Genomic DNA, 23336 nt, shown 5'->3' on the forward strand with positions numbered 1-23336 from the left:
CCTCGCCCCTCTGCGTGGCCCTGGGGCGGGCTCGGCCTTGCACCGAGCCCGCCCACTCGTCAGGAACAGCCGAGCCGGACCTGTGTCAGGTCATCAGCGCTGCAGTGTCAGCAGACCAGGACGGTACGGCAGGAGGCCGTAGTCGCCGCCGGAGCTGGGGGCACGTCCCTGGTAGAGCAACCGCAGGTTGCAGGGATCAACGGTCATGGTCTGATCGGCGTTGCCGCGAATCAGTTCGCCGTGGCTGATGTCGTTGGTCCAGGTGGCGCCACTGTTGGCCTTGCCGGCGAAGGGATTGCTCTCGGTCGTGGCCTGCGGTGTCCACGAACCGCCCAGACTGGTGGCCGTGAACGAGCGGAAGTAGCGACCCTGCGGACCGATCGCCTCGACGAGCATGAGGTATCGGTTCTCGCCCTGGAGCTTGTAGACCTGAACGGCTTCGAACAGGTTGTTCGTCGTGTCACTCATGATCACCGTCGACGTCGAGCCGAAACTGCCCGGGAAATTCCCGATGGGCATACTGGCCCGGTAGATCTTGCCGTTGTCCCCGGCGAAGAACAGGTACATGTTCGTGCTGTCGCCGATGAGCGCCTGGTCGATGGGTCCCGTACCGGAGCCGGAGATGCTTCCGGAGAAGAGCACCTGCTCCGACGACCAGCCATTCGGATTGGTGGGGTCGCTCGACGTCCGGTAGGAGAAGGCGGTCCCACCCCACTGATAGGCGAGCACCCAGATGTTCCTCGGCGCGAAGTAGAACAGCGAGGGCGCGACAGCGGAGAAGGACATGGTGTTCTGGCTGGCCGAGGCCATGTCGGACCAGTTCGTGAAGAGGCCGAAGTTCATCGAACCCCACCTCGTGCCGGTGTCGTGCGTCGTCGCATAGACCAGATGCCTGCCGTTGTAGGGAGCGTAGGTGAAGTCCTTGAGCGAGACCCATCCCGACTTCGGGTTCGCCAGCGAGCCCGTCGATGTCCAGCGGTACGTCGACGGCAGAGCGCACGTGCCGGGCGGCGGCGTGGTGGGGTTACCCCCGCCGTCGACGCGGACGAGTTGCCACTGCTGGTTGCTGCCGTTCCAGTCGTCGTACTGAACGATGTTTCCGCCGTCGGCCGTCGAGGCGCCCTGCACCTCCACCACCTTGTTGCTGTTCCGGTTGATCAACCGGACGTAGCCGCCGTCGGAGTCGGCCAACCGGAACTGCTGGTTGGTCCCGTTGCCGTCGCTTCACTGCACGATGCTTGCACCGTTGGCGGTCGAGAAGCTGTAGACGTCCAACACCTTGCCGGAGTGCCGGGACTTCAGCCGGTAGTAGCCACCGCCGGAGTCCACGAACTGCCACTGCTGCTGGTTGCCGTTGTTGCGCGCCCACTGGGTGATCCGCGCACCGTCGTTGGTCGCCAGGTTGTACACGTCCAACGCCTTGCCACTGTTGCGATTCACCAGCACGTACCACGCGCTCGTGTCGACCGTCGCCGCGGCGGCGGGTGTCGACGACACCGCCGCCGCCGCGGCACCACCGACCACCAGGGCCACGCCAGTGGCGACGACCCGTAGCAACCACCCGCGCCGCCGCGACGGCGGCGCGATTGATGGTGACCTACCAAAGGCAGACATTATCCTCCTCCAACGACCAAGAGCCGAGCGGTCCACCCGAAGATGGGTGCACCGCGACGCGTGGCCGGGCGTAGGCGTAGGAAGTGTCAGCGCTAACAAGACGTCTACATGGCCCCTGGCGCACGCCTGATTCGAGCTCGACGCAGCGGGCTTGCCCGGTAAGCCACAGGTGCCGTCGTCCTCAGCCATCGACTGTGAGCGATAACACGCCGTTCGTCAAGTCGCAATGCATCGATTGGAATCAACAGGCCGGACTGCGGCATGATCCGCTAGGTCACGACGCTTTCAGGCAGTCGAGCGCGAGTAGGGCGGCGCCGAGGCTGCCGGCCCCATCGCCGAGCGCGGCCCGCGCCAGCCGCGGTTCCCGTTGAAACGTGAGTCGCGCGCGCAGCGCCGCCCGGAGCGGATCGATCAACCCGGCTCGGGCCTCGGCGAGCCCGCCGCCGATCACCATCACCTCGGCGTCGTAGAGCGCCTGTCCGGCGAGGAGCCCGTCGGCGAGCGCGTCGACCGTGTCGCGCCACACCTGCCCGGCCAGTTCCTCCCCGGCGGCGGCCCGCGCGGCGACGTCAGCCGCGGTAGCCGGCGTGCCGGCCAGTTCCGTGTAACGCCGGCCGACCGCAGCCGCCGAAGCGACCGCCTCCAGACAGCCGAGCTGGCCGCAGCCGCAGCGCGGCCCACCGGGACGTACCACGATGTGACCCAGTTCGCCGGCGGCGCCGTGCGCGCCCGCGTAAGCCGACCCGGCGACCACGTGAGCGGCGGCGATGCCGGTGCCGATCGCGACGAAGAGCACGTGCCGGCTACCCCGCCCGGCGCCGAGCCGGGCCTCCGCCACGCCGCCCACCCGCACGTCGTGCCCGAGCGCCACAGGCAGCCCGAGCCGCGCGACCGCCAGGTCCCGCAACGGTACGTCCCGGAAGCCGACGTTCGCCGACCAGACCGCCACGCCGGCCACCTCGTCGATCACCCCGGGCACCGCGATGCCTACCGCCACCGGAGTCAACCCATCGGCGCGGGCCCTGCCAGCGAGCCCCTCGGCGACGGACAGGACGGTCTCCACGACCGCCGCCGGACCCCGATCAGCGCCGGTGGCGTGCCGTTCGGTGTGCTGGCTGGTCCCATCCGCCCGGACCAGCGCGGCCTTGATGCCAGTACCGCCCACATCCAACGCGACGACCACCGCGCCTGAGCTCACCGCTTCCCCTCGCCACACTCGCACCTGAGCCTGCTGGTCCGCTCGCTGCGCTCGGGCACCGGGGCCGGGCAACATCGTTCGTGCCCGACCCCGGGACCGTTCAGCTCAGCCCGCGCCTACTACCGGCGCGGCCGGCCGTTGCCGTCCAGCCACGGGTCCTCCGGGCGCGGCCGGTCGAACGTGGGGCGTGCCTGCGTCCAGTGCCCGCGGGTGAAGTCGGGCACCTTGACCGACTTGAAACCCTTGCCCTTCAGCGATTCGTGGCTGAGCGGGATCACCGAGCACCACGCCGCCGAGTCGTAGACGTCGATGTCCGGGGTCATGCCCAGGCGCATCAACTGGACCATCCTGAAGATGGAGATGAAGTCGCCACCGCCGTGCCCACCGTACTGGCTGGCCAGGTCCTGCAGGGCCGGCCAGATCCAGTGGTCGTGCTGGTTCATGATCGTGCTGAAGGCACTGCCGGTCCGCCACGCGTGGTTCGTGTGACCGAGCGACTCCAGGTAGATCCGGGCGTTGTCCAGTTCCAGCGAACCCCGGGTGCCGGTGAGCGTCGTCTCCCGGCTGTACGGGTGGGGCGAGTTCACATCGTGCTCGACCCGGATGAACCGGTCGTTGACGGTCTTGATGAAGACCTGCTTGCGGTCCCCGGAGATGTAGGGATCGTCGTCCCAGGACGGGTGGTCCGCGCCGACCCGCGGGTCCTCCTCGCGGAACAGGGCCAGCGCCTTGGGCCGCGAGGCGACCGCGACGAGTTCGTCGAAGCGGTCTCCGCGGTTGATGTCCAGGCAGGCCGAGACCGGCCCGAGCCCGTGCATCGGGTAGTGGGCGGCGTTCATCCGGGTCTGCCAGCGCCGCCGCCAGTGCTCCGGGTAGTAGGCACCCCCGAAGGTGTACGGCCAGCGGAGGTCGTGGACGTAGCCACCGGAGGCGTGCTGCAACTCGCCGAAGAGCCCCGCCTTGGCCATGTTGAACATCTGCATCTCGGGGCGGAAGTAGTTCACGTTCTCCAGCAGCATGCAGTGCTTGCCGGTGCGCTCGGAGGTGCGGACCAGGTCCCAGATCTCGTCCAGGTGCGGCGCGATCGGCAGCTCGATGGCAACGTGCTTGCCGTGCTCCATGGCCGCCTTGGCCATCGGGTGGTGCCACTCCCACGGCGTGGCGACATAGATCAGGTCGATATCGTCACGGCGGACGAGCTGCTCGAAGTCCTCCTCGCCGTTGGAGTAGCCGACCGGCTCCTTGTCCTGGAAGCCCTGGGCCATGATCCGGCTGATGGTCTCCGCGACATGGTCGGGCCGGATGTCGCAGACCGCGGTGACCGTGGAGACGGCGGCCCACCGCATGGCCTGGTCCCCGCCGCGGTTGCCAAGGCCGATGATGCCGACCCGCACCTCGTCGAAGCCCTCAAACGGCACGTTGGCCATGGACTTCTCTTTGCCCTTGATCCGGGCAGGTTCGGCCGCGGGCGCCGCACTGGCCGCCGCGCCCGGAAGTAGGGCACCGCCCAGTCCGGCCGCGGCGCCCAGCGCGCCCACGCCCTTCAGGACGTTACGACGCGACGGGTGGGACCCGGCCGCCGCGGTGGACTCGCTCGGGGTGGCTTCGTTGGGACTCACGTGGATCAGCTCCTCTGCGGGAATGTGACGTGTCACGCGAAATTTCAAGCAGTATTGGTCACTCCACTTGCGAGCGCAATGGTCAATCGGAGATCTTCTGCTTGAAGGTGATCGTTTGGCGCACGATCCTGGCACGATTGCTTACTCCTGCTGGCCGACGTGGGCGCCAGCCAGCGCCGGACCACCTGGCCCGGTTACCTCCGGCACGCTGGCCCGGGTTTCGAGCGGTCAGCCGTCGAGGATGACCGACCGGGACAGGTTGCGCGGCTGGTCGGGGTCGAGCCCTGCCGCCCGGGCTCGCAGCAGGCACAGCTGGTGGACGCGGACCAGATCGGCGAGCGGATCCACTTCGGACCACTCGAAGTGGCCGCCGGTGGCCCGGACCTGATCCGCCAGGCCGACGGGAACCTCTCCGAACGCCCAGACGACCCGGCCGGGCGCGGTGATGCTGAGCGGACCGTGCCGGTATTCCATGGCGGGGTAGGACTCGGTCCACAGTTGGGTCGTCTCGCGCAGCTTCAGAGCCGCCTCGTGCGCGAGCCCGACCGTCCAGCCGCGTCCGAGGAAGGTGATCTGATCGGCCGTCACGGCCGGGCTCGTCGCGTCGGCGCCACGATCGAGAATCTGCCGAGCCTGTTCGGCGACCGGACGTAGGTCGTGACCGAGGGCCGCCCGCAACAGCGCGAGGGTGGTCGTCGCGAAGCGGGTCTGCACGACCGAACGCTCGTCGACGTCGCCGAGCACGACCGGACGGGCCAGGCTCACCGCCGGGGACGTTGCGTCGGCGGTGATGACGGTGGTCGGCGCGCCGTCGAGGCGCTGCTTGAGGACGTCGAGCACCTCGGTGGTGGTGCCCGAGCGGGTGATGCAGAGCACCCGGTCGTAGCCACGGCCGAGTTGGTGTTCACTGGCCGGCCACGCGTCGGTGATGCCCTCGCCGGCGCTCTCGCGCAGGGCCGCGTAGGCCTCGGCGACGAACAGCGACGTCCCACATCCGAGCACCGCGACTCGCTCGCCAGGCTGCGGAAGGTCCATCGCCACGGAGGGCAGCACGTCCAGGACACGGAGCCAATCATCCGGCTGGGTCTTGATCTCGGCCGCCAGGAAGGTTCCTTCACTCATCGGTGCCTCGTCCTCATGGTTCACGCGAGCGGGTTTGGAGAGCCTCCAGAATGGAACGCACTGATCGAACCTGTCAAGAAGGTCGCAGAACCGGTCAGGAACATGCACTGCGGCCGGGAGAGACCACCCCCGTGCTGAGCTGCGGTTACATCGAAAGGCCTTGACGCTGCTCAGAGCAGCACCGCAGAATCCCTCCAAGCAACGGCATGATCGTGAAGGGTTCCGACGAGAACCAGTCATGAACGATCAGAGCCAGGCAGGATTCCGATCACGACTGTGGCGATGTCCCTTGCGCCGGTGGAGGCGGAGATGAAGAGGTTCGTGCGTTCGTTGGCAGCCGTAGCGGTTGCCGGCCTGACGCTGACAGGTTGCGGCTTCGGCGGCGACGACGGGCAGAGTGAGGGCGGCAGCACGCTGTCGTTCCTGGTGCCCAGCTACAGCGACGGGACCAAGGCGCTCTGGGAGGGCATCATCGCCGATTTTGAGGCGGCCCACTCGGACATCAACGTGGAGCTGGAGATCCAGTCCTGGGACAACATCAACGATGTTGTCCGTACCAAGGTCCAGTCGAACGCGGCACCGGACATCCTCAACATCGACGCCTTCTCGGGGTTCGCGGCGGACGACCTGCTGTACTCCGCGGACGAAGTGGTCTCGGCAAGCACCGTGGCGGACTTCCAGCAGTCCTTCGCGGACAACGCATCGATCGACGGCACCATGTACGGCCTGCCACTGATCGCCTCGGCCCGCACCATGTTCTACAACACCGAACTGTTCGAACGGGCCGGCATCGCGGCGCCGCCGAAGACGTGGGACCAGTTGCTCGACGCGGCGAAGAAGGTGGCCGGTCTCGGCGACGGCGTCTACGGCTACGGCATGCCGCTGGGCAGCGAGGAGGCCCAGGCGGAGACCTCAATCTGGACCTTCGGCAACGGCGGATCGTGGACCAACGGGTCGACCATCGCGGCCAACACACCCGCGAACCTCGAAGCCGTCACGTTCATGAAGCGGATGATCGACGAGAAGGCCACCCAGCCCGACCCCGGGGCGTCCGACCGGACCCCCATGCTGGACGTGTTCATCCAGGGCAAGATCGGCATGGTGGTGGCGCTCCCGCCCACCGTCGGGCAGATCGCGGAGAAGAACCCGAACCTCAAGTACGCGAGCGCGCCGATTCCCACCAAGGACGGTCAGCCGATGACCCTCGGGGTCGCCGACCACCTGATGGCGTTCAAGAACAAGGGTGACAAGCAGGAAGCGCTCAAGACCTTCCTGGACTACGTGTTCAGCGCGCCGGTCTACACGAAGTTCGTCGACACCGAGGGCTTCCTGCCCACCACCAAGTCCGGTGCAGCAGCGCTGGCGGGCAAGAAGGAGATCGCGAGCTTCCTCGAGGTCCTGCCGAACGCCCGGTTCTACCCCAGCACGAACCCGCAATGGGCGACGACCCAGGGCGCGATGCAGAGCCTGATGGGACAGATCGGGCAGGGCAAGGCGCCCGGGGCGGTGCTGGATGAGATCCAGGCCAAGGCCAACGGCTAGAGCCTGCGCGGTCAACCAAATGATGAACAACCAACTCATGGAAGTGCCGGCACCCGCGATCTCGGCGCGTCGTCAGGCACGCCGGGACCTGGTGGCGGCACTTCCATGGCTGTTGCCGGCGCTGACGTTGATCGTCACCATCGTCCTGTTCCCGGCCGGGTATCTGGTCTGGACCTCGACCCGGGACGTGTCGCCGGTCGGGGTGGACCGCGGCTCGGCCGGGTTCGACAATTACGTGACGCTGTTCGACTCCCCCGCGTTGGGCAGGGTGCTGCTCAACACCGCGATCTGGGTGGTCGGCGTCGTCGTGGTGACGCTGCTCGTCTCCATGGCGCTCGCGCAGTTCCTCGACAAGGCCTTCCCCGGACGCCGGCTGGTTCGACTCGCGGTCATCGTCCCGTGGGCGGCCAGTGTCGTGATGACGTCCACCGTCTTCTACTACGGACTCGATCCCTTCTACGGCGTCATGAACCAGTTCCTGGTCGACCTCGGGATTCTGGATACCGGGTTCGGCTTCACCCGACAGCCGGTGCCGGCCTTCCTGGTGGCCATGGGAGTGGCGGTGTTCGTCTCCCTGCCGTTCACCACGTACACGATCCTCGCCGGGCTGCAGATGGTGCCGCGCGAGGTGCTGGAGGCCGCAGCGGTGGACGGCGCCGGATCGGTGCGGACCTACTGGAGCGTGATCTTCCCGGTCCTGCGGCCGGCGATCGCCGTCGCCGTGCTGATCAACATCATCAACGTCTTCAACTCGCTGCCCATCCTCCGCACGCTGACCGGCAGCATTCCCGGGTACGACGCGGACACCACCACAACGTTGATCTTCAAATACATCCAGCAGGACCGCCAGGTCGAGACGGCGAGCGCACTGAGTGTCGTGAACTTCGTCATCGTCCTCGCGGTCATCGGCATCTACCTCCGGATTGTCCGGCCGATGAGGGACGAGTGAGCCTTGGCGACGACGGCAACGAGATCTCAGGGCGATGAGCGCGCCAAGAAATCAGTGCGGGCCAGCGGAGTCAACGGTCGCACCCGGAGCCGTCGCGGGCAGCGCCACGGCGGCCGCCGGTGGTTGATGACATTGGCCGGCGCGGTGGTGGCGTTGTTCTTCCTGGCGCCCTACCTGGTGATGTTGATCGGATCGTTCAAGCGGCACTCGGAGATCCTGCGCATTCCGGCCACATACCTGCCGACCGAATGGGTGCCATCGAACTACGCGTCGATGTGGTCCACGCCGGAGACGCCGCTCCCCTACAACCTGGTCTCCACCATTGTCATTTCGGCGTGCGGGACACTGCTGGTCCTGGTGGTGGCCATGCCCGCCGCCTATTACACGGCCAAGCACCGCTTTCCCGGACGGCTGGCGTTCCTGCTCCTGGTGCTGGTGACCCAGATGCTCCAGCCGACCGTACTCGCGGCGGGACTGTTCCGGCAGTTCCTCGCGATCGGCATCGACGACACCTGGCTCGCTATGATCCTCGTCAACGGCGCGTTCAACCTCAGCTTCGCGGTGTGGATCATGCACAGCTTCTTCGCCGGGGTGCCCAGGGAGATAGACGAGGCGGCAATGATCGACGGTGCCAGCAAACTGCAGACGCTGCGGCGGGTAACCCTGCCGGTGGTGTGGCCGGGCATCGTCACCGCGATCATCTTCACGTTCGTCGCGTGCTGGAACGAGTTCGCGGCCAGCCTCGTCATCTTGACCACGGCGGAGAACCAGCCGCTGACCGTCGCCATCACAAAATTCGTCGGTCAGTACGATTCGGCGTGGCAATACGTCTTCGGAGTCTCTATCGTCGGCATCGTGCCCGTGATCATTCTCTTCGCGTTGGTTGAAAAGCGCCTGGTGGCAGGTCTCACGGCGGGGGCCATCAAGTGAGCACGGTCGAGGCCGCCACCGACCGGGCGGACGGCCGCGACCGCCCCCAGCGCCTGCAGGCGCTGCTCGACATCCTGGGCGCGCGCGGCAGGCTGTCCGTCGCCGAGGCGGCCAGCGCCCTGCAGGTCTCCGAGGCGACGGTCCGCCGGGACTTCACCACCCTGGCGGAGCAACAGTTGGCGGCTCGGACGCACGGCGGCGTCGTGGCCACGTCCGTCTCGTACGACCTGCCGGTCCGCTACCGGGACCGGGGCGACAACGGCGTCAAGGAGCGCATCGCCGCGATCGCCTGCGAACTCGTCGAACTGGGCGACGTGGTCGCGTTCAACGGTGGCACCACCACGTCCGCGACGGCCCGACGCGTCGCCGCGCGGGTCGACCTCGCCCAGGCCGTTCAGCGGCCGGCCGTGACGGTGGTGACGAACGCGCTCAACATCGCCACGGAGATGGTGCTGCGACGCCACGTCCGTACCGTCATCCTCGGCGGTGTGGCACTGCCCCAGTCGTACGAGCTGACCGGGCCGCTGGCCACGATGGTCCTGAATGAGCTGTGGCTCGACGTGCTGATCCTCGGGGTCGACGCGTTCTCCCCCGACGGCGGCACGTCCTGTCACGACGAGGGCGAGGCCGGCATCGACGCGACGATGGTCCGGCGGTCCCGTCGGGTCGTCGTCGTGGCCGGCTCGGAGAAGCTGGGCCGGCACTCCTTTGCCCGGATCTGCGACGTCAGCGCGGTGGACACCCTGGTGACCGACGACGGCGCGGACGCGAAGGTCGTCGCCGACCTGCGCGCCGCCGGGGTCAACGTGCTGCTGGCCTGAGGCCGACCCCCGCCGTCACGGGGCGAGCAGGGTGACCAGATGGGCGACCTGCCCGGCCACCGCATCCCTGCCCGGACCGAGATACTTGCGCGGGTCGACCAGGTCCTCGTCGGCGGCGAGCGCACGCCGGACCGCACCCGTGAGGGCCGCGTTGAGATGCGTCGCGATGTTGATCTTCGACATCCCGTGCGCGACCGCCGACCGCAGACCCGCCTCGGAGACCCCGGACGAGCCATGCAGGACCAGCGGCACCGGCACCTTCGCCGCGATCGCGGCGATCAGTTCGTCGTCGAGGACCGCGTCACGGGTCAGCATCGCGTGCGAGGAGCCGACCGCGACCGCGAGCGCGTCGACGCCGGTGGCGGCGACGAAGGCGGCCGCGTCGTCCGGATCGGTCCGTACGCCGGGCTTGTGCGCGCCGTCCTTGCCGCCGATCTCACCGAGCTCGGCTTCGACCCAGACCCCGCGCGAATGACACCAGGCGGCGAGTTCCGCGGTCAGGGCGACGTTCTTCTCGTACGAGTACCCGGAAGCGTCGACCATCACCGAGGGCACGCCGAGTTCGACCGCCTGCTCGATCAGTTCACGCTCGGTGGCGTGATCCAAATGTACGCAGACCGGCACGGACGCTTCCGCCGCGATCCGGAGACAGGCCAGCGCCAGCGGGGCCAGGCTGCCGTGGTAGCGGGCCGTATTCTCCGACAGCTGCAGCACGACAGGGCGTACCGCGCGTTCGGCGCCGGCCACGATGCCCTCGGCATGCTCAAGCTGGATGACGTTGAACGCGCCGACCGCGCGGCGGTCCCGCGCTGCCGGGATGACGAGTTCCGCCATCGAAGCCAGAGTCATACTTCCTCCACTTTCACCTGATCACGCCAGAGCCGGTAGGCACGGACGTCCACCTCACCGGCGACCGGACGCAGCACCGCCGCCGCCGACAGCGCCACCGCGTCGACGAGCAGGCCGCGCCAGTCGACGGCGTCCAGCGACCCGGCGGCCGCGAGTTGCCGGGCGACGGCCGCGCAGGCCGCGTCCCCGGCGCCGGTCGGGTTCCCCTGGATCCGCTCCGGCGGCGCGGCCAGCATGACCCGATCCGGTCGCACCACAGCCATCCCCTCGGCGCCCAGGGTCAGCACGACGGCGGGGACCCGGCCGGCGGGGGGCAGCAGCCGGCGGGCCGCCCGCACCGCCTCGGCCGGCGTCGAGGGCCGGTGACCGACCAGCTCGGCCAGCTCGTCCGCGTTCGGCATCAGCACCGCCCCGCCAGCGGCCGCCGCCGCCTGCAGAGCCGGGCCGCTGACGTCCACGACGGCCGGCACTCCGGCGGCCACCGCCGCGTCGACCAGGCGGGCCGGAAGCCCCGGGTCCACGCCGGGCGGCAGGCTGCCGGAGACGACCAGCGCGTCGGCACCGGCCAGGAGCTCGCTCACGTGCCGGGTCAGGGCGTCGGCGGCGGCCGGCGGGTCCACCGGTGCATAGCCGGGCTCCCACAGCGACGTCGTCACTCCGCTGGTCTCCTGCACGACCAGCGTGCGCCGGACGTCCGGCAGTACGTCGAGCAGGTCGGCCCGCACGCCGGCCCGGTCGAGAGCGGCCTGCAGGGCCACGCCCCCCGGACCGCCGCACATGCCGGTGACGATGACCCGCTCCCCCAGTTCGTGAAGCACCCGGCCGACGTTGACGGCCTTGCCGCCGGGGCGTTCGCTGACGGTCCGCACCCGCTGCACCCGGCCCCGGTGCAGTTCCCCCAGCCCATAGGTCACGTCGAGCGCCGGGTTCGGCGCGACGGCGAGAATCACGTTTCCCGCTCGGTCATCGTGACTCCTCGTCGGGGTTTGGTGCCGGCAGTTCAGCATGGAATTTCATGCTCGATATTACCAAAAAGTTGTCGCTATCGCGCACCCCCTCCGCCCGGTCAGCTCGGGTTACCGCCCGACCAGCCGAGCGCGCGTCCAAAGTGTCTTCTTGCCTCGCGGCGGACGCTGACCAATACTGATCGCTATCAGTCGGATCTCGGCAATATCGCTCACAGGAGTTGATCACGTGCCTCCTTCCGCACCGTCGCACACCACCCGTCCACCGACCACAGTGCTCCGATCACGCCGTCTGAGCGTGGGGCTGGCGGCCGTCGCGCTCCTGGTCGGATCCGTCGCCACACCCACTCCGGCCAGCGCGCGGCCACCCACGGACGCCCTCAAGATCTGGGTGCCGACCGGCGACTTCGCGTCCTCGTCGTTCGAGCGCGTCGCGCAGGTCGCCCCGGAGCCGGTGCCAACCGGCAACGATCGACAACTGTCCTTGGCGACCGTCCGGGGCGGACACGCCTCCGCCCAACTCGCCGTGGCCAGCGTCCAGGACCTCGAAGAACTCCAGGTTCAGGTTGGACCGCTGAAGCCGATCGGCAAGGGCGGCGCGATCTCGAAGGCGGTCCAGGTCCGCTATCCCGCCTACATTCCCGACGACCGGGGCGGGATGATCGCCGACCCGTTGCGCGAGGTCGACCGGGTGGACGTGCCCGCCGGCCAGGCGCAGCCGGTCTGGTTCACCCTCGCCGTACCACCGGACGCCCGCCCCGGCACCTATCACACCCGGGTCACCGTGACCGCCCACAAGGTCAAGGCGGTCGAGTACGACCTGACGGTGAACATCGCCGACGTGACCCTGCCGCCGGTCGCCGAGCGGGACTTCCACCTGAATCTCTGGTTCCAGCCGGACACCGTCGCCGAGCAGGCCGGTCTCGAACTATGGTCCGACCAGCACTTCAAGGCCATCCGGCCCTACCTGGAGGACCTGGCCTCGCGCGGCCAGCGCGTCATCAACTCCGCGATCGCCGAGGACCCGTGGCCGGTGCTGTGGCCGGACGGCCGGTGGCGGTCGCAGACCTACGTGCCGTACCACTCGGCCGTCGACTGGTTCCACGACGGCGAGCAGTGGTCCTTCGACTTCGCCAACTGGGACCGTCTGGTCGAGGAGGGGATGCGGGCCGGCGTCGGCCCGTACATCCACGCCTTCGGGCTGCTGATGTTCCGTGGCTACCAGCACGTCGTCTACACCGACACCCGGACCGGTCAGCGGGTGGACCAGGAGGTCTCACTCGGTGGCGCGGAGTGGAAGGACGCCTGGTCGGCGTTCCTCGTCGCGTTCGAGGACCACGTACGGGACCGGGGCTGGCTGGACCGGACCTACCTCGCCTTCGACGAGCGGCCCGCGAGCGAAATGCAGGTGGCCATCGACCTGGTCCGGGAGGTCGCACCGGTCTTCGTCGACCAGATCGCGATCGCCGGATCCGCGAGCACCGACGCGTTCGCGCAGGACCTGTCGCTCAACTACTCCGACGTTGACGACTGGTCGCAGGAGATGATCGACCGACGTCGGGCGGAGGGCAAGAAAACCACCTTCTACACCTGGTCCAACCCGGCCTACCCGAACACGGTGACCCCGGCCGCACCCCTCGGCGCACGCGTGCTGTCCTGGCTCAGCGCACAACGCAACCTCGACGGCTACCTGCGTTGGGCGTACAACTCGTGGCCGCAGGACCCGTACACCGACGGGTCCTACCGCTACCGCCAGGGCGACGAGTACCTCGTCTACCCGGGCAAGGACGGACCGGTGTCGAGCATCCGGTGGGAGCTGTTCCGCGACGGTCAGGAAGACTTCGCCCTGCTCGACCAGCTAGCCGACCGCGGTGGCCAGGACCACCCGGTGCGGGTGGCGGCGCTGGCCGGTGTCGAACCCGCGTCCGCCCCCGGGCCGGCCGCCTACCAGGCGCTGCTCGACGCCCGAGCGGCGGTCGTCGAGGCATTGGCGGGCTACCCGACCGACTGACCGCCGGCCGCCACCGGCACGGCCGGCGGCGTGCCGCGCACGCCGTGTCACGTGACCTGCGGCGGGCACCGCATGCCCGCAGGGCTACCGCCGCCGTTCAGATCCAGTGACCACCTGGAACTGCCCCGACGAACGTCCAATCCGACCTCCGGCATGCCGCGGTGACGTGGTCCAGCGTCACCCGGCATGCCCGTCCCGATGACAGGTAGGGAAATGATCAGGTTTAATTGACAACGGCGTTCGTTGACACTGGCCGCAGCAACGGCGACAGCAGTCGCGGCAGCCTTGCTGAGCAGCCCGCCTGCCGCCTCGGCAGCTGCAGGCAGCCTGGGCGACATCTCCGGATTCACCGCCGAGGGCGACTCCTACACCTTCCGCTCCGGAACTGCGGCGCTGCGGGTGAACTTCGAGGACGACGACCTGATCCGCGTATGGCTTGCGCCGGACGGGACGTTCACCGACCCGGCCAACGACGATCCCAGCGACCCCTCAGCGCCCGACGCCGACGTCGTCGTCAAGCGGGACTACGGTGCGGTCGGGTCCACGCACACCGACACGGGCGACGCCTACGTCCTCAAGGCCGATCAGGCCACGCTGACGGTGACCAAGCACCCTCTCACCCTGCGCCTCGCGGACGAGACCGGCCGCACGCTGTGGGCGGAGACAGCGCCGCTGTCCTGGTCGTCAGCGGGTACGACGCAGACCCTGGCTCAGGGATCGAAGGAGCAGTTCTTCGGCGGAGGGATGCAGAACGGGCGGTTCAGCCACCGGGACACCACCATCGGCATCTCCCGGGACTACAACTGGAACGAGGGCGGCAACCCGAATGCCGCACCGTTCTATCTGTCCAGCAACGGTTACGGGGTGCTACGGAACACTTTCGCCTCTGGTGACTACAGCTTCGCCAGTCCGGTGCGCACCACCCACGAGGAGCAGCGGTTCGACGCCTACTACTTCGTGGGAGACGCCCGCGAGGTCATCGACGGCTACACCGAGCTGACCGGGCGCCCGGCGATGCTGCCGATGTACGCCCTGGAACTCGGCGACGCGGACTGCTACCTGCACAACGCCAATCGTGGAGAGCGCGAGACACTCCGTGACGCTACCTCGATCGCGCAGGGCTACACCGACCACGAAATGCCCCTGGGTTGGATGCTGGTCAACGACGGCTACGGCTGCGGGTACGAGGACCTTCCCGAGACTGGCGACATGCTCGCGGGCCACGGGTCCGAGCTGGGCCTGTGGACCGAGTCGGATCTGACCAACCAGACATACGAGGTTCAGAGCGGGGTCAGGGTCCGCAAGACCGACGTGGCGTGGGTCGGGCCCGGGTACCGCTTCGCGCTTGATGCCTGCGAGAAGTCGCGCGACGGCGTCGAGCAGAACAGCAGTGACCGCGCCACCGTCCTGACCATCGAAGGCTGGGCCGGCACGCAGCGGTGCGGTGTCACCTGGAGCGGGGACCAGTCCGGCTCCTGGGACTACATCCGCTGGCAGATTCCCACCTATGCCGGCGCCACCCTGTCCGGACAGCATGCGGCGACCGGCGACGTCGACGGCATCTTCGGCGGCAGCGCGGAGACATACGTGCGGGACCTGCAGTGGAAGATGCTTCTGCCGGGCACCTACGCCATGAGCGGTTGGGCGGCCAGCGACAAGCAGCCGTGGCGGTACGGGCAGCCGTACACCGACATCAACCGCAAATACCTCCAGTTGCACGAGCGCCTGCTCCCGTACTTCTACACGCACACGGCCAACGCCAACCGGACCGGGCTCGGGGCGACCCGCCCTCTCTATCTGAACTACCCGGACGACCCCAACACGTGGGGCGACAAGGTCAAGTACCAGTTCCTCGCCGGAGACGACCTCCTCGTCGCCCCGATCTACTCGGACACCTCCTTGCGCGACGGCATCTACCTGCCCGAAGGCAACTGGGTCGACTACTGGAGCGGACGCGTCTACAGCGGCAAGCAGACCCTGAACGGGTACAAGGCGCCACTGGACACACTGCCCCTGTTCGTACGGGCCGGCGCCATCGTGCCCATGTTCCCCACCGGTACGCTCGACTGGACGCAGGGCAAGAAGGCCGGGCAGTTGGACCTGGACATCTACCCCCAGGGCACGTCCAGCTTCCTGAACTACGAAGACGACGGACGGTCCCAGGCGTACCGCACCGGCGCTGCCGCCACCCAGCGGTTCGACGTCACCGCCCCGGACCGGGGAAGCGGCCCGGTAGAGGTGCGCATCGGGTCGCTCACCGGCTCGTACGAGGGCATGCCGAGCGCCCGCGACTACCGGCTGACTGTCCACACCGACGCTACCCCGGGCAACGTCACGGTCGACAAACGCAAGCTGGCACGTCAGGCTTCCGTCGCCGCGTTGGACGCGGCCGGCTCTGGCTACTTCTTCGACACCGCCACCGGCATCCTCCACATCGCTACCGGGTCCTTGTCCACCAAAACCGCCGCCACGGTGCTCATCACCGGTGCCGGAGCCGTCGGCGGCTCGCACCCGCAAGACCGCAACGTCTCGCTCGACGTGGTCGCACCGCAGGTCGCGGCGGCAAACGAGCCCGCCACGGTGACGGCGGCGTTCACGAACAACACCGGTAAGCCGGTGCGGGTAACCTCCCTGGCCCTGACCGCGCCGGAAGGATGGAAGGTGACCCCGGTCGGCACCTCCAAGGAAGGACACCCCAAGGACCGGGAGACGTTCACCGCCAGGTTCACGGTGACGCCACCGGCGAACGTCGAACCCGGCACCCGCGAGCTATCCGCGATCGCGGTCTACCGGCCTCGCGACACCTCATACACCATCAGCGACCGGACCGAGACGACACTCGCCTACGGCAGTCTGAGCGCGGCATTCAACAACGTCGCCGTTACTGCCTCGACGGACCCGGCCCCGGGCGACATCGACGGTGGCGGCTCCAGCTTCCTGGCCGAGCGCCTCGCAGAGAAGGGCGTGGTACCAGGAGCGCAGGTGTCCGCGAACGGGTTCGAGTTCACCTGGCCGTCCTCCCAGCCCGGCACCGTTGACAACGTCGCCTCCGGCGGCGAGACCATCCGCGTCTCCGGCAGCGGCAACGCGCTGGCCTTCCTCGGTACCGGCACCAGCGGCTCCGCAGGGGGCAGCGCCACCGTGCACTACTCCGACGGCTCGACGGCGACCGGCACGCTCGGCTTCCCGAACTGGTGCTGTCTGGCGACGGACACCTACGGAGCCAAGATCGCGGTGACGACCAACGGGAAGAACACCCCGACGGGACCGGCCTACCCGACCACGGCGTACCGGCTCTACACCGCGACACTGCGCGTCGATTCGGCCAAGGAGGTGGTCGCGGTCACCCTGCCCTCCAACGCCGCGGTGCACGTCTTCGCGGTGGCGGTCGGGACCGAGGAGATCGTGCCACCGCCGATCGCGGACGGCCAGTACGCGCTGACCAACGTCGGTTCCCAGCTCGCCCTGGAGGCGCCCGGGACCAGCGACGCGCAGCTCCTCACCGCCGCTCCGTCGAGCAGCGCCAGCCAGAAGTGGTTGCTGGCCCGGCTCGACGACGGCAGCTACACCGTCAAGAACGCCAGCAGCGGCAAGTGCATGGACGTGTTTTCGAGCAGTACGGCCGGTGAAGCCGTCGTGGGGCAGTACACCTGCACCGGCACGCCGAACCAACGCTGGGCGGTCAGCGGCGCAGCTGATCAGTTGACGCTCACGGCAAACACAGCGGGCTGTCTCTGACCTCCAACGCTGATGGCAAGGTCGTGCAGGCCGCCGGAACCGGTGCGGCCCAGCAGCGGTGGAAGGCCACCGCGAACTGAGCGCAATCCCCGAGCCAGTGCCGCCCACCGACGACCGTCGGTGGGCGGCACCGCGTTCGAAGCCATAGGCGGAGCTGCATCGGCGCGGGTTGCTCGGGTCAGGATCCGTTCGGAGGGTTGGCCGGCTGCTGTCCCGGCCAGAACGGCCACTCCTCGAACGACCGGCAACGTCCGTCGTCGGCGAATCGCATGATCCACAGGTCCCGGTACTCCTGGTCGACCGGGCCGCCGTAGCGGACCTCCTGGCGCGACACCGCGGTGTCGCCGTCGACCGCGATGATCTGCCTGGTCATCTGGAACACCTCGTCGGGACCTTTGCGCTGCGCTTCCCACATCCGGGCGATGGCCGGCAGGCCGACGACGGGCGTCCAGTACGGCCCCTGCTGGTAGCTCGCATCCTCGGTGAAGAGCGTGACCAGAGCGTCCGTACCCGGCGTCCGCCAAACTCGCTCGTAGGCGGCGAGCCAATCGTCGACGTGCTTCCTGTTCATGGACATCACCTTGCCATCCGGCGGGCGGCAGGCGGCGGAAACCGGCCAGCCGCGGGTCACGGACTCGTCGACCAGGGGCGGCGATCCAGGCCGCCATCGGTCCGGGCGGCCTGCGGGCGTCAGCCCGGGGCACCGCGCACGGGTCAGCACTCAAACGTCTTGGCGACTCCTCGGCCGCTGATTGTTGCCCTCACCGGCAGGCCCAGGGCGTCGTTCAGCCTGTGCGGTTCGGGTCGGTGAAGGCATCCCAGTCGTCAGCGTTCATGGGGAACGGCCCCCAGTGCGGCAGGTAGAAGGCTCGCCGCGATGGGTCGGCCACCGTGAATGGCTTGAACTCCGGGTCCGCGATCACCCGGTATACGAACTCGGCCGTCGACATGTCGAATCGGTGCCACGGCTCGATAGCTTCCCACCGTGCGACCACAAGCCACCGGTCGGGCTCCACAGAGCGGTCCACCAGCCAGTAGTACTCTCCCTCAGTCTGATCGCTGCCCCACTGAATCAGCCCCGACCCCTTGTCGGGCTCGTACATCTCGTAGGGCGCCCACAACCGCGCGGACTCATTCCCGCCTGCCCACTGCCGACAAGAGGCCCACATCCCAAGCAGCGGCTGCGCGTGATCGTCGGTCGGCCGCAGAAGGTCAAGGTAGGCGTAGAACGAGCCGGGTACGAACCGCCGGCACAGCTCCTTGAAGTCCGTCGGCAGCGCCACGCCCAGCTCGGCCTCTACCTGATCCCAGCCGGCGCCATTCTCAGACTTGTGGCGCCATCCGGTCACGTCGATGATCCGGTCGATCCACGTCGGTTGGTCATTCACGGCCGGCAAAGTAACAGCACAGGCGGACATCTCCTCGCCTGGTCGTCACCCGCCCCGTCCGGGCTGGCAGCGTTGAACCCGTCGGCCCAGCCCTTCACAAAGCAGGGTGGAGTCTTCGGCGCGGGCTATGCGCCTGGCAGCTCAACCCGGATCGTCGTCGGGCCGCCGGGTGGGCTATGCAGGTCAAACTGTCCGTCCAGTGCGGTGACCCTGCGGGCGAGCCCCTGCAGGCCGCTGCCGTGCAGGTCGGCGCCGCCGGTACCGTCGTCGCGTATGCACATCTCGATTCTTGCGTCCCGCGTCTCGATCTCGATGGTGATCAGGGTGGCTCGGGCGTGTTTGATGGTGTTGGTGATCGCTTCGCAGGCGACGAAGTAGAGCACGGTTTCGATCGGTCGGGCAGGCCGGACGGGCACGTCGTAGCTGATTTTGACGGGCGTCGCCGATCGTTGCGCCACCATCCCCAGCACCTCGTCCAGGGTGGTGTGGTCGAGTGCGGAGGGGTAAACCCGCCAGGCAACGTCCCGCAGCTGGTCGATGGCCCGTTGAACGTCCTCGTGCGCCTGCACGAGAAGTGCGCGCGCCTTGTCGGGGTCGCGGCTGCGGCGCGCCCGCCCGAGCAGCATGCCGAGTGCGACGAGGTGTTGCTGTAGCCCGTCGTGAAGGTCGCGTTCGATGCGCTGGCGTTCGGCGTCGACTGCGGCGAGGACACCGGCTCGGCTGACGGTCAGTTCGCTGATCCGCTGTTGCAGCGCCTCGCGGGTGTTGGATTCGAGCAGGCTGCGGGCCAGCCACCGATCCAGCGTGGCGACGCTGGCTGTCGCTTGCAGGTTCACCAGCAGCAGGGCCGCCCCGATGAGCCCCTGCAGCAGGAAATTGGCTGTGGTCATGGTGCCCGCCACGAAGGAGCGCACCACGATGGCGGCGAGTACGGCGCCGAGCACGAGCAGGCCGGCGGTGAGCAGGCCGAGCGCCGCCGGCAGCAGGCGGGCGGCAAGGTAGCCGAGCACGCGTGGTCCGCTCGCCCGGACCGGTGGCGGGGGTGGTTTCGAGGCGATGACCGCCAGGCGGTGCCGCTCCCAGTCGGTGATCCGTTGGGCGTACCGGACGGTGGCGGTGCCGATGCGGCGGCGGGCCGCCGGCGCCGGCGAGACCGCGACCACGACGAGCCCGGCAAGGAGCAGGAACAGCACCTCGGCCGCAGCGGTGAGGACGCCGACCGCCACGCCCCCCACCGGCCGGCTCCACCGGGCCACGGCGCCGATCCACGACAGCCGACCGTGCGCGGCGCACTCTGCCATCAGGCCGTCCCTCCATAGCTCATGACGTCTCGGATCCATGTCGTCTCGGATCGGTGGCGGCCGGTCACGAGCACCCCGTGCCCGGCCGCCACCCAACCTAGCTACCGGTCCGCGGTAGCCATGATGACCTGCGTGTCGGCGTCAGTGTCAGGCCGTGTGACATCGGTCCTGCGACGGGGTGCGAGGAATCGCGGGGCCCACCAGTTCGCTTCGCCGAGCAGTCGCATGAGGGACGGCAGGACGACCGCGCGGATGACGGTGGCGTCGATCAAGATCGCGGCGGCGAGCCCCACGCCGAGTTGTTTGAACTCGACGATCGACAGGGTGGCGAAGATGCAGAACACGGCGACCATGATGATCGCGGCGCTGCTGACCGTGGACGCTGACGAGACGATGCCCTGCTCGATCGCCTGCGGGGTTGGTACGCCCCGCTGGACCGCCTCGCGGATGCGGCTCACGACGAACACGTGGTAGTCCATCGAGAGCCCGAACAGGATGACGAACAGCATCAACGGTAGCCAGGACACGACCGCGCCGTTGGAGGTGAACCCGAGCACGTCCTCCGCCCAGGTGTGCTGGAACACCAGCACCAGCAGTCCGTACGAGGCAGCCACGGAGATCGTGTTGAGCAGGATCGAGGTCAACGCCACCACCACCGACCGGAACGTGACGAGCATGATCAAGAACGTCATGGCGAGTACGAATGCGACAACCGGTGGCAGCGCCGCCGCCATGCGGTCGCGGAAGTCGGCATCGCTGGCGGTACGGCCGGCCACCGCCCACTCCGTGTCCGCCACGGTGCCGACCGTCTGCGGCAGCAACTCGGTGCGCAGCCGGCGCAGTGACTGCGTCGCCACGTGGCTGTCGCTGGCGTCGGCTACGCGGACGGTGACCAGGAAGACGGTGCCGTCGGCGGACCTGCGCACGGTCGGGGGGCGGTCCTGGGCGAACTGGCTGTCTCCCTTGATCCGGGTGGAGAGCTGGGCGAGTTCTCGCTCTACCGCCGGTCCGCCGGCGGCGTTGGTGCGGATCGCAATGACGTGGCTGGTGCCGAGGTCGTTGCTCGGGAACGCCTGCGCCAGGCGGTCGTAGGTGCGCAGGATCGGGATCGAGCGGGGCAGGTCGGTGGAGGTCGGCTTTTTGAGGTTCATGACCAGTGCCGGGATGGCGACGATGAGCAGCACTCCGACAGAGATCATGAACGTCGCCAGCGGCGCGCGCAGCGCTAGCCGCAGGACCGCCGCCCAGAGGCGGCTGCGGTCCGCCCTCTGGATTCGCCGGCCGAGGAAGGGCACTCGTGGCCGGTCCACCCACCGCCCGAGGACGACCAGGATCGCGGGTAGGACCGTGAGGGATCCAACCATCGCCACCCCGACGACCAGGATCGAGCCGGTCGCCATCGAGCTGAACGTGTTGTCGCCGACCAGGAACAAACTGGCCATGGCGACCATGACGGCGACGCCGGAGACCAGTACCGCGTGCCCCGAGGTGCCGGCCGCGATCTCGACCGCGCTGCGATGGTCGCGCCCGCGTGCTCGTTCCTCCCGCTCGCGACGTAGGTAGAACAGCGAGTAGTCGACGCCGACCGCCATGCCGATCAGCAGGATGACGCTGCTGACCATTTCCCCGGCCGGGAAGATGTGCGAGGCGAACTGTGCCAGCCCCATCGCGCCGGCCGCGGCCGACAACGCCAGCACGACGGGCACTCCGGCGGCGATCAACGCGCCGAAGCTGAACAGCAGGATCACCAGCGCCACCGGCACGCTGGTCAGCTCAGCCTTGACGAAATCCGCCGCCAGCGTCTCGGTCAGCGCCTTCGCCAGGGATCCCGATCCCACCTGTTCCACCCACAGGTCGGGATACCGCTGCTGCGCCTGCGTGGTGGCCTCCAGCAGCGGTCCGACCCGCGCGTCAGCATCGTTCGCCGAACCGGTCATCTCCACCTCGACCAGCACCGCCTTACGATTGGGGGAGGTGACTGGGTCAGCGACCTTCGCCACCTCGGGCAGGACGCGCATGCGGGCAGACAGGTCGATCGCCACCGCCTGCGCACGTTGGAGATCGAGATCGCCGGTCCGCGCCGTGATCAGGACGCTCTCCGCTGCCGGGGAATCCGGGAACGCTGCGGCCTGCTCGATACGGTCTGCGCGGGCCAACTCCCCGTGCAGGCTGTCCTGCGTGGTGGCCTTCACCGTGCCGACCAGGCTGCCACCGACCACGCTGGCCACCACGAAACACAGCCAGGCCGTGATCGCGAGCCAGGGATGGTTGGAACTCCACCGGCCGACCCGCGTGGTGAAGGGCGCACGGACGGGATACCGCCGGCGGCGCCCCGCCGGTGCGGGGCCCTCAACACCCGGCGTCATCGGCCATCCTCCGACCGGCGCGAGGTTCCGTACACGCTGCCGCGTACGGCTTGGGTCCGGTTATCGGGGTGCCCGTACGGCTCGACAGGTGCGCCCGACCCGCATGGCTCGGGCTCGTTCGGTGCCGCTTCGTTGTCCCTCGCCGATCGCCCCCGGCGCATCCTGCTCAGGCGCGAAACGACGAAGTAACCCATGGCGAGCGCGCAGACTGCGATGACGACGTTCTGGAACGTCCCGACGTACGACTCGACGGAATGCCAGTTTTCCCCGAGCAGGTAGCCGGCCATCACGAACACGGTGTTCCAGATCAGACTGCCCAACGTGGTGTAGAGCAGGAACGTGGCGATCGGCATTCGCTCCACACCGGCCGGGATGGAGATGAGGCTGCGGAAGATCGGGATCATGCGCCCGAAGAAGACCGTCTTCACCCCGTGCCGGACGAACCACGCCTCCGTCTTGTCGATGTCGCTCAGCTTGATCAACGGCAGCCGCGCCGCGATCGCGCGGACCCGGTCCCGCCCGAGCGCGACGCCGACGTAGTACAGCGCCACCGCGCCCGCCACCGAACCGATTGTGGTCCAGACGATCGCGGCGAACAGGTTGATCTTTCCCTGACTGGCGGTGAACCCGGCCAGCGGCAGGATCAGCTCACTCGGGATCGGCGGGAACAGATTCTCCAGCGCAACCGCCACGCCGGCACCGGGCGCACCGAGCCGCTCCACCAGGTCGGTCACCAACCCGACCAGGCCGCCCGACGGCGCATCAGACTGCTGGGCCATCAGGCCGGCGTGCATCGACGTATCCCACAAATGGATCATGCCGACGACGTTATGGACTCACCGCAGCCCGGACCATGAGGCCGACCGCCGGCTTCGGAAGGCCAACCTCAACAGTCGGGTGCGGAAAACCGCACCCCTCCATCG

General features: G+C 68.5%; 16 protein-coding genes and 1 pseudogene. 6 read left to right on the plus strand and 11 right to left on the minus strand.

The features are described 5' to 3' along the window. Window positions 1–93 precede the first annotated feature (93 nt). From BUS84_RS12980 to BUS84_RS12995, 4 genes and pseudogenes are all read right to left on the minus strand, one after another. A pseudogene (locus tag BUS84_RS12980) lies at window positions 94–1614 on the minus strand (non-reducing end alpha-L-arabinofuranosidase family hydrolase). Between the two features lie 274 nt (window positions 1615–1888). Then, the gene (locus BUS84_RS12985; RefSeq protein ID WP_074311689.1) at window positions 1889–2812 is read right to left on the minus strand and encodes an ROK family protein; all 924 of its coding nucleotides are present in this window, start codon (window positions 2810–2812) and stop codon (window positions 1889–1891) included. A 119-nt stretch (window positions 2813–2931) separates the two neighbouring features. Next, entirely contained in the window at window positions 2932–4431 is a 1500-nt protein-coding gene (locus tag BUS84_RS12990) for a Gfo/Idh/MocA family protein (RefSeq protein ID WP_074311691.1), read from the minus strand. 228 nt (window positions 4432–4659) lie between these two features. Continuing rightward, the gene (locus BUS84_RS12995; RefSeq protein WP_074312589.1) at window positions 4660–5553 is read right to left on the minus strand and encodes an SIS domain-containing protein; all 894 of its coding nucleotides are present in this window, start codon (window positions 5551–5553) and stop codon (window positions 4660–4662) included. Window positions 5554–5862: 309 nt separating this feature from the next. Here BUS84_RS12995 and BUS84_RS13000 point away from each other — a divergent pair, with 309 nt between their 5' ends. The 4 genes from BUS84_RS13000 to BUS84_RS13015 are packed head-to-tail and all read left to right on the plus strand — an operon-like array spanning window position 5863 to window position 9795. Beyond that, the gene (locus BUS84_RS13000) at window positions 5863–7095 is read left to right on the plus strand and encodes an extracellular solute-binding protein (RefSeq protein ID WP_074312591.1); all 1233 of its coding nucleotides are present in this window, start codon (window positions 5863–5865) and stop codon (window positions 7093–7095) included. Window positions 7096–7132: 37 nt separating this feature from the next. Then, window positions 7133–8044, plus strand: a complete 912-nt coding sequence (locus BUS84_RS13005; RefSeq protein ID WP_143728353.1) for a carbohydrate ABC transporter permease — start codon at window positions 7133–7135, stop codon at window positions 8042–8044. Between the two features lie 3 nt (window positions 8045–8047). Next, entirely contained in the window at window positions 8048–8974 is a 927-nt protein-coding gene (locus BUS84_RS13010; protein WP_208869601.1) for a carbohydrate ABC transporter permease, read from the plus strand. Beyond that, entirely contained in the window at window positions 8971–9795 is an 825-nt protein-coding gene (locus BUS84_RS13015; protein ID WP_074311695.1) for a DeoR/GlpR family DNA-binding transcription regulator, read from the plus strand. The genes BUS84_RS13010 and BUS84_RS13015 overlap by 4 nt, the downstream gene beginning before the upstream one ends. A gap of 15 nt (window positions 9796–9810) precedes the next feature. On the opposite strand, the gene BUS84_RS13020 is transcribed toward BUS84_RS13015, so the two are convergent. Continuing rightward, complete coding sequence (locus BUS84_RS13020; protein WP_074311697.1) at window positions 9811–10644, minus strand: class II fructose-bisphosphate aldolase; 834 nt, start codon at window positions 10642–10644, stop codon at window positions 9811–9813. Next, entirely contained in the window at window positions 10641–11594 is a 954-nt protein-coding gene (locus BUS84_RS13025; protein WP_074311700.1) for a hexose kinase, read from the minus strand. The genes BUS84_RS13020 and BUS84_RS13025 overlap by 4 nt, the downstream gene beginning before the upstream one ends. A 313-nt stretch (window positions 11595–11907) precedes the next feature. Here BUS84_RS13025 and BUS84_RS13030 point away from each other — a divergent pair, with 313 nt between their 5' ends. Together BUS84_RS13030 and BUS84_RS13035 are read left to right on the plus strand one after the other, a co-directional pair. After that, window positions 11908–13620, plus strand: coding sequence for a DUF4091 domain-containing protein (locus tag BUS84_RS13030; RefSeq protein ID WP_074311702.1), 1713 nt, complete (start codon window positions 11908–11910; stop codon window positions 13618–13620). Window positions 13621–13905: 285 nt separating this feature from the next. After that, window positions 13906–17358 carry an RICIN domain-containing protein gene (locus tag BUS84_RS13035; RefSeq protein WP_084757376.1) on the plus strand — a complete coding sequence of 1151 codons (3453 nt, stop codon included), beginning with the start codon at window positions 13906–13908 and terminating at the stop codon, window positions 17356–17358. A 178-nt stretch (window positions 17359–17536) separates the two neighbouring features. Here the strand turns inward: BUS84_RS13035 and BUS84_RS13040 are convergent, their stop codons facing one another. From BUS84_RS13040 to BUS84_RS13060, 5 genes are all read right to left on the minus strand, one after another. Continuing rightward, entirely contained in the window at window positions 17537–17929 is a 393-nt protein-coding gene (locus BUS84_RS13040) for a YybH family protein (protein ID WP_074312595.1), read from the minus strand. Between the two features lie 214 nt (window positions 17930–18143). After that, complete coding sequence (locus tag BUS84_RS13045; RefSeq protein WP_143728354.1) at window positions 18144–18746, minus strand: hypothetical protein; 603 nt, start codon at window positions 18744–18746, stop codon at window positions 18144–18146. Window positions 18747–18871: 125 nt separating this feature from the next. Beyond that, a complete protein-coding gene (locus BUS84_RS13050) occupies window positions 18872–20047 on the minus strand; it encodes a sensor histidine kinase (RefSeq protein ID WP_084757377.1) in 1176 nt (391 codons plus the stop codon). A gap of 101 nt (window positions 20048–20148) precedes the next feature. After that, window positions 20149–22413 carry an MMPL family transporter gene (locus tag BUS84_RS13055; protein WP_084757378.1) on the minus strand — a complete coding sequence of 755 codons (2265 nt, stop codon included), beginning with the start codon at window positions 22411–22413 and terminating at the stop codon, window positions 20149–20151. Continuing rightward, a complete protein-coding gene (locus BUS84_RS13060; protein ID WP_074311706.1) occupies window positions 22410–23207 on the minus strand; it encodes a DedA family protein in 798 nt (265 codons plus the stop codon). The genes BUS84_RS13055 and BUS84_RS13060 overlap by 4 nt, the downstream gene beginning before the upstream one ends. Between the last annotated feature and the right edge of the window lie 129 nt (window positions 23208–23336).

The organism is Micromonospora cremea (genome assembly GCF_900143515.1).
Lineage (GTDB): Bacteria > Actinomycetota > Actinomycetes > Mycobacteriales > Micromonosporaceae > Micromonospora > Micromonospora cremea.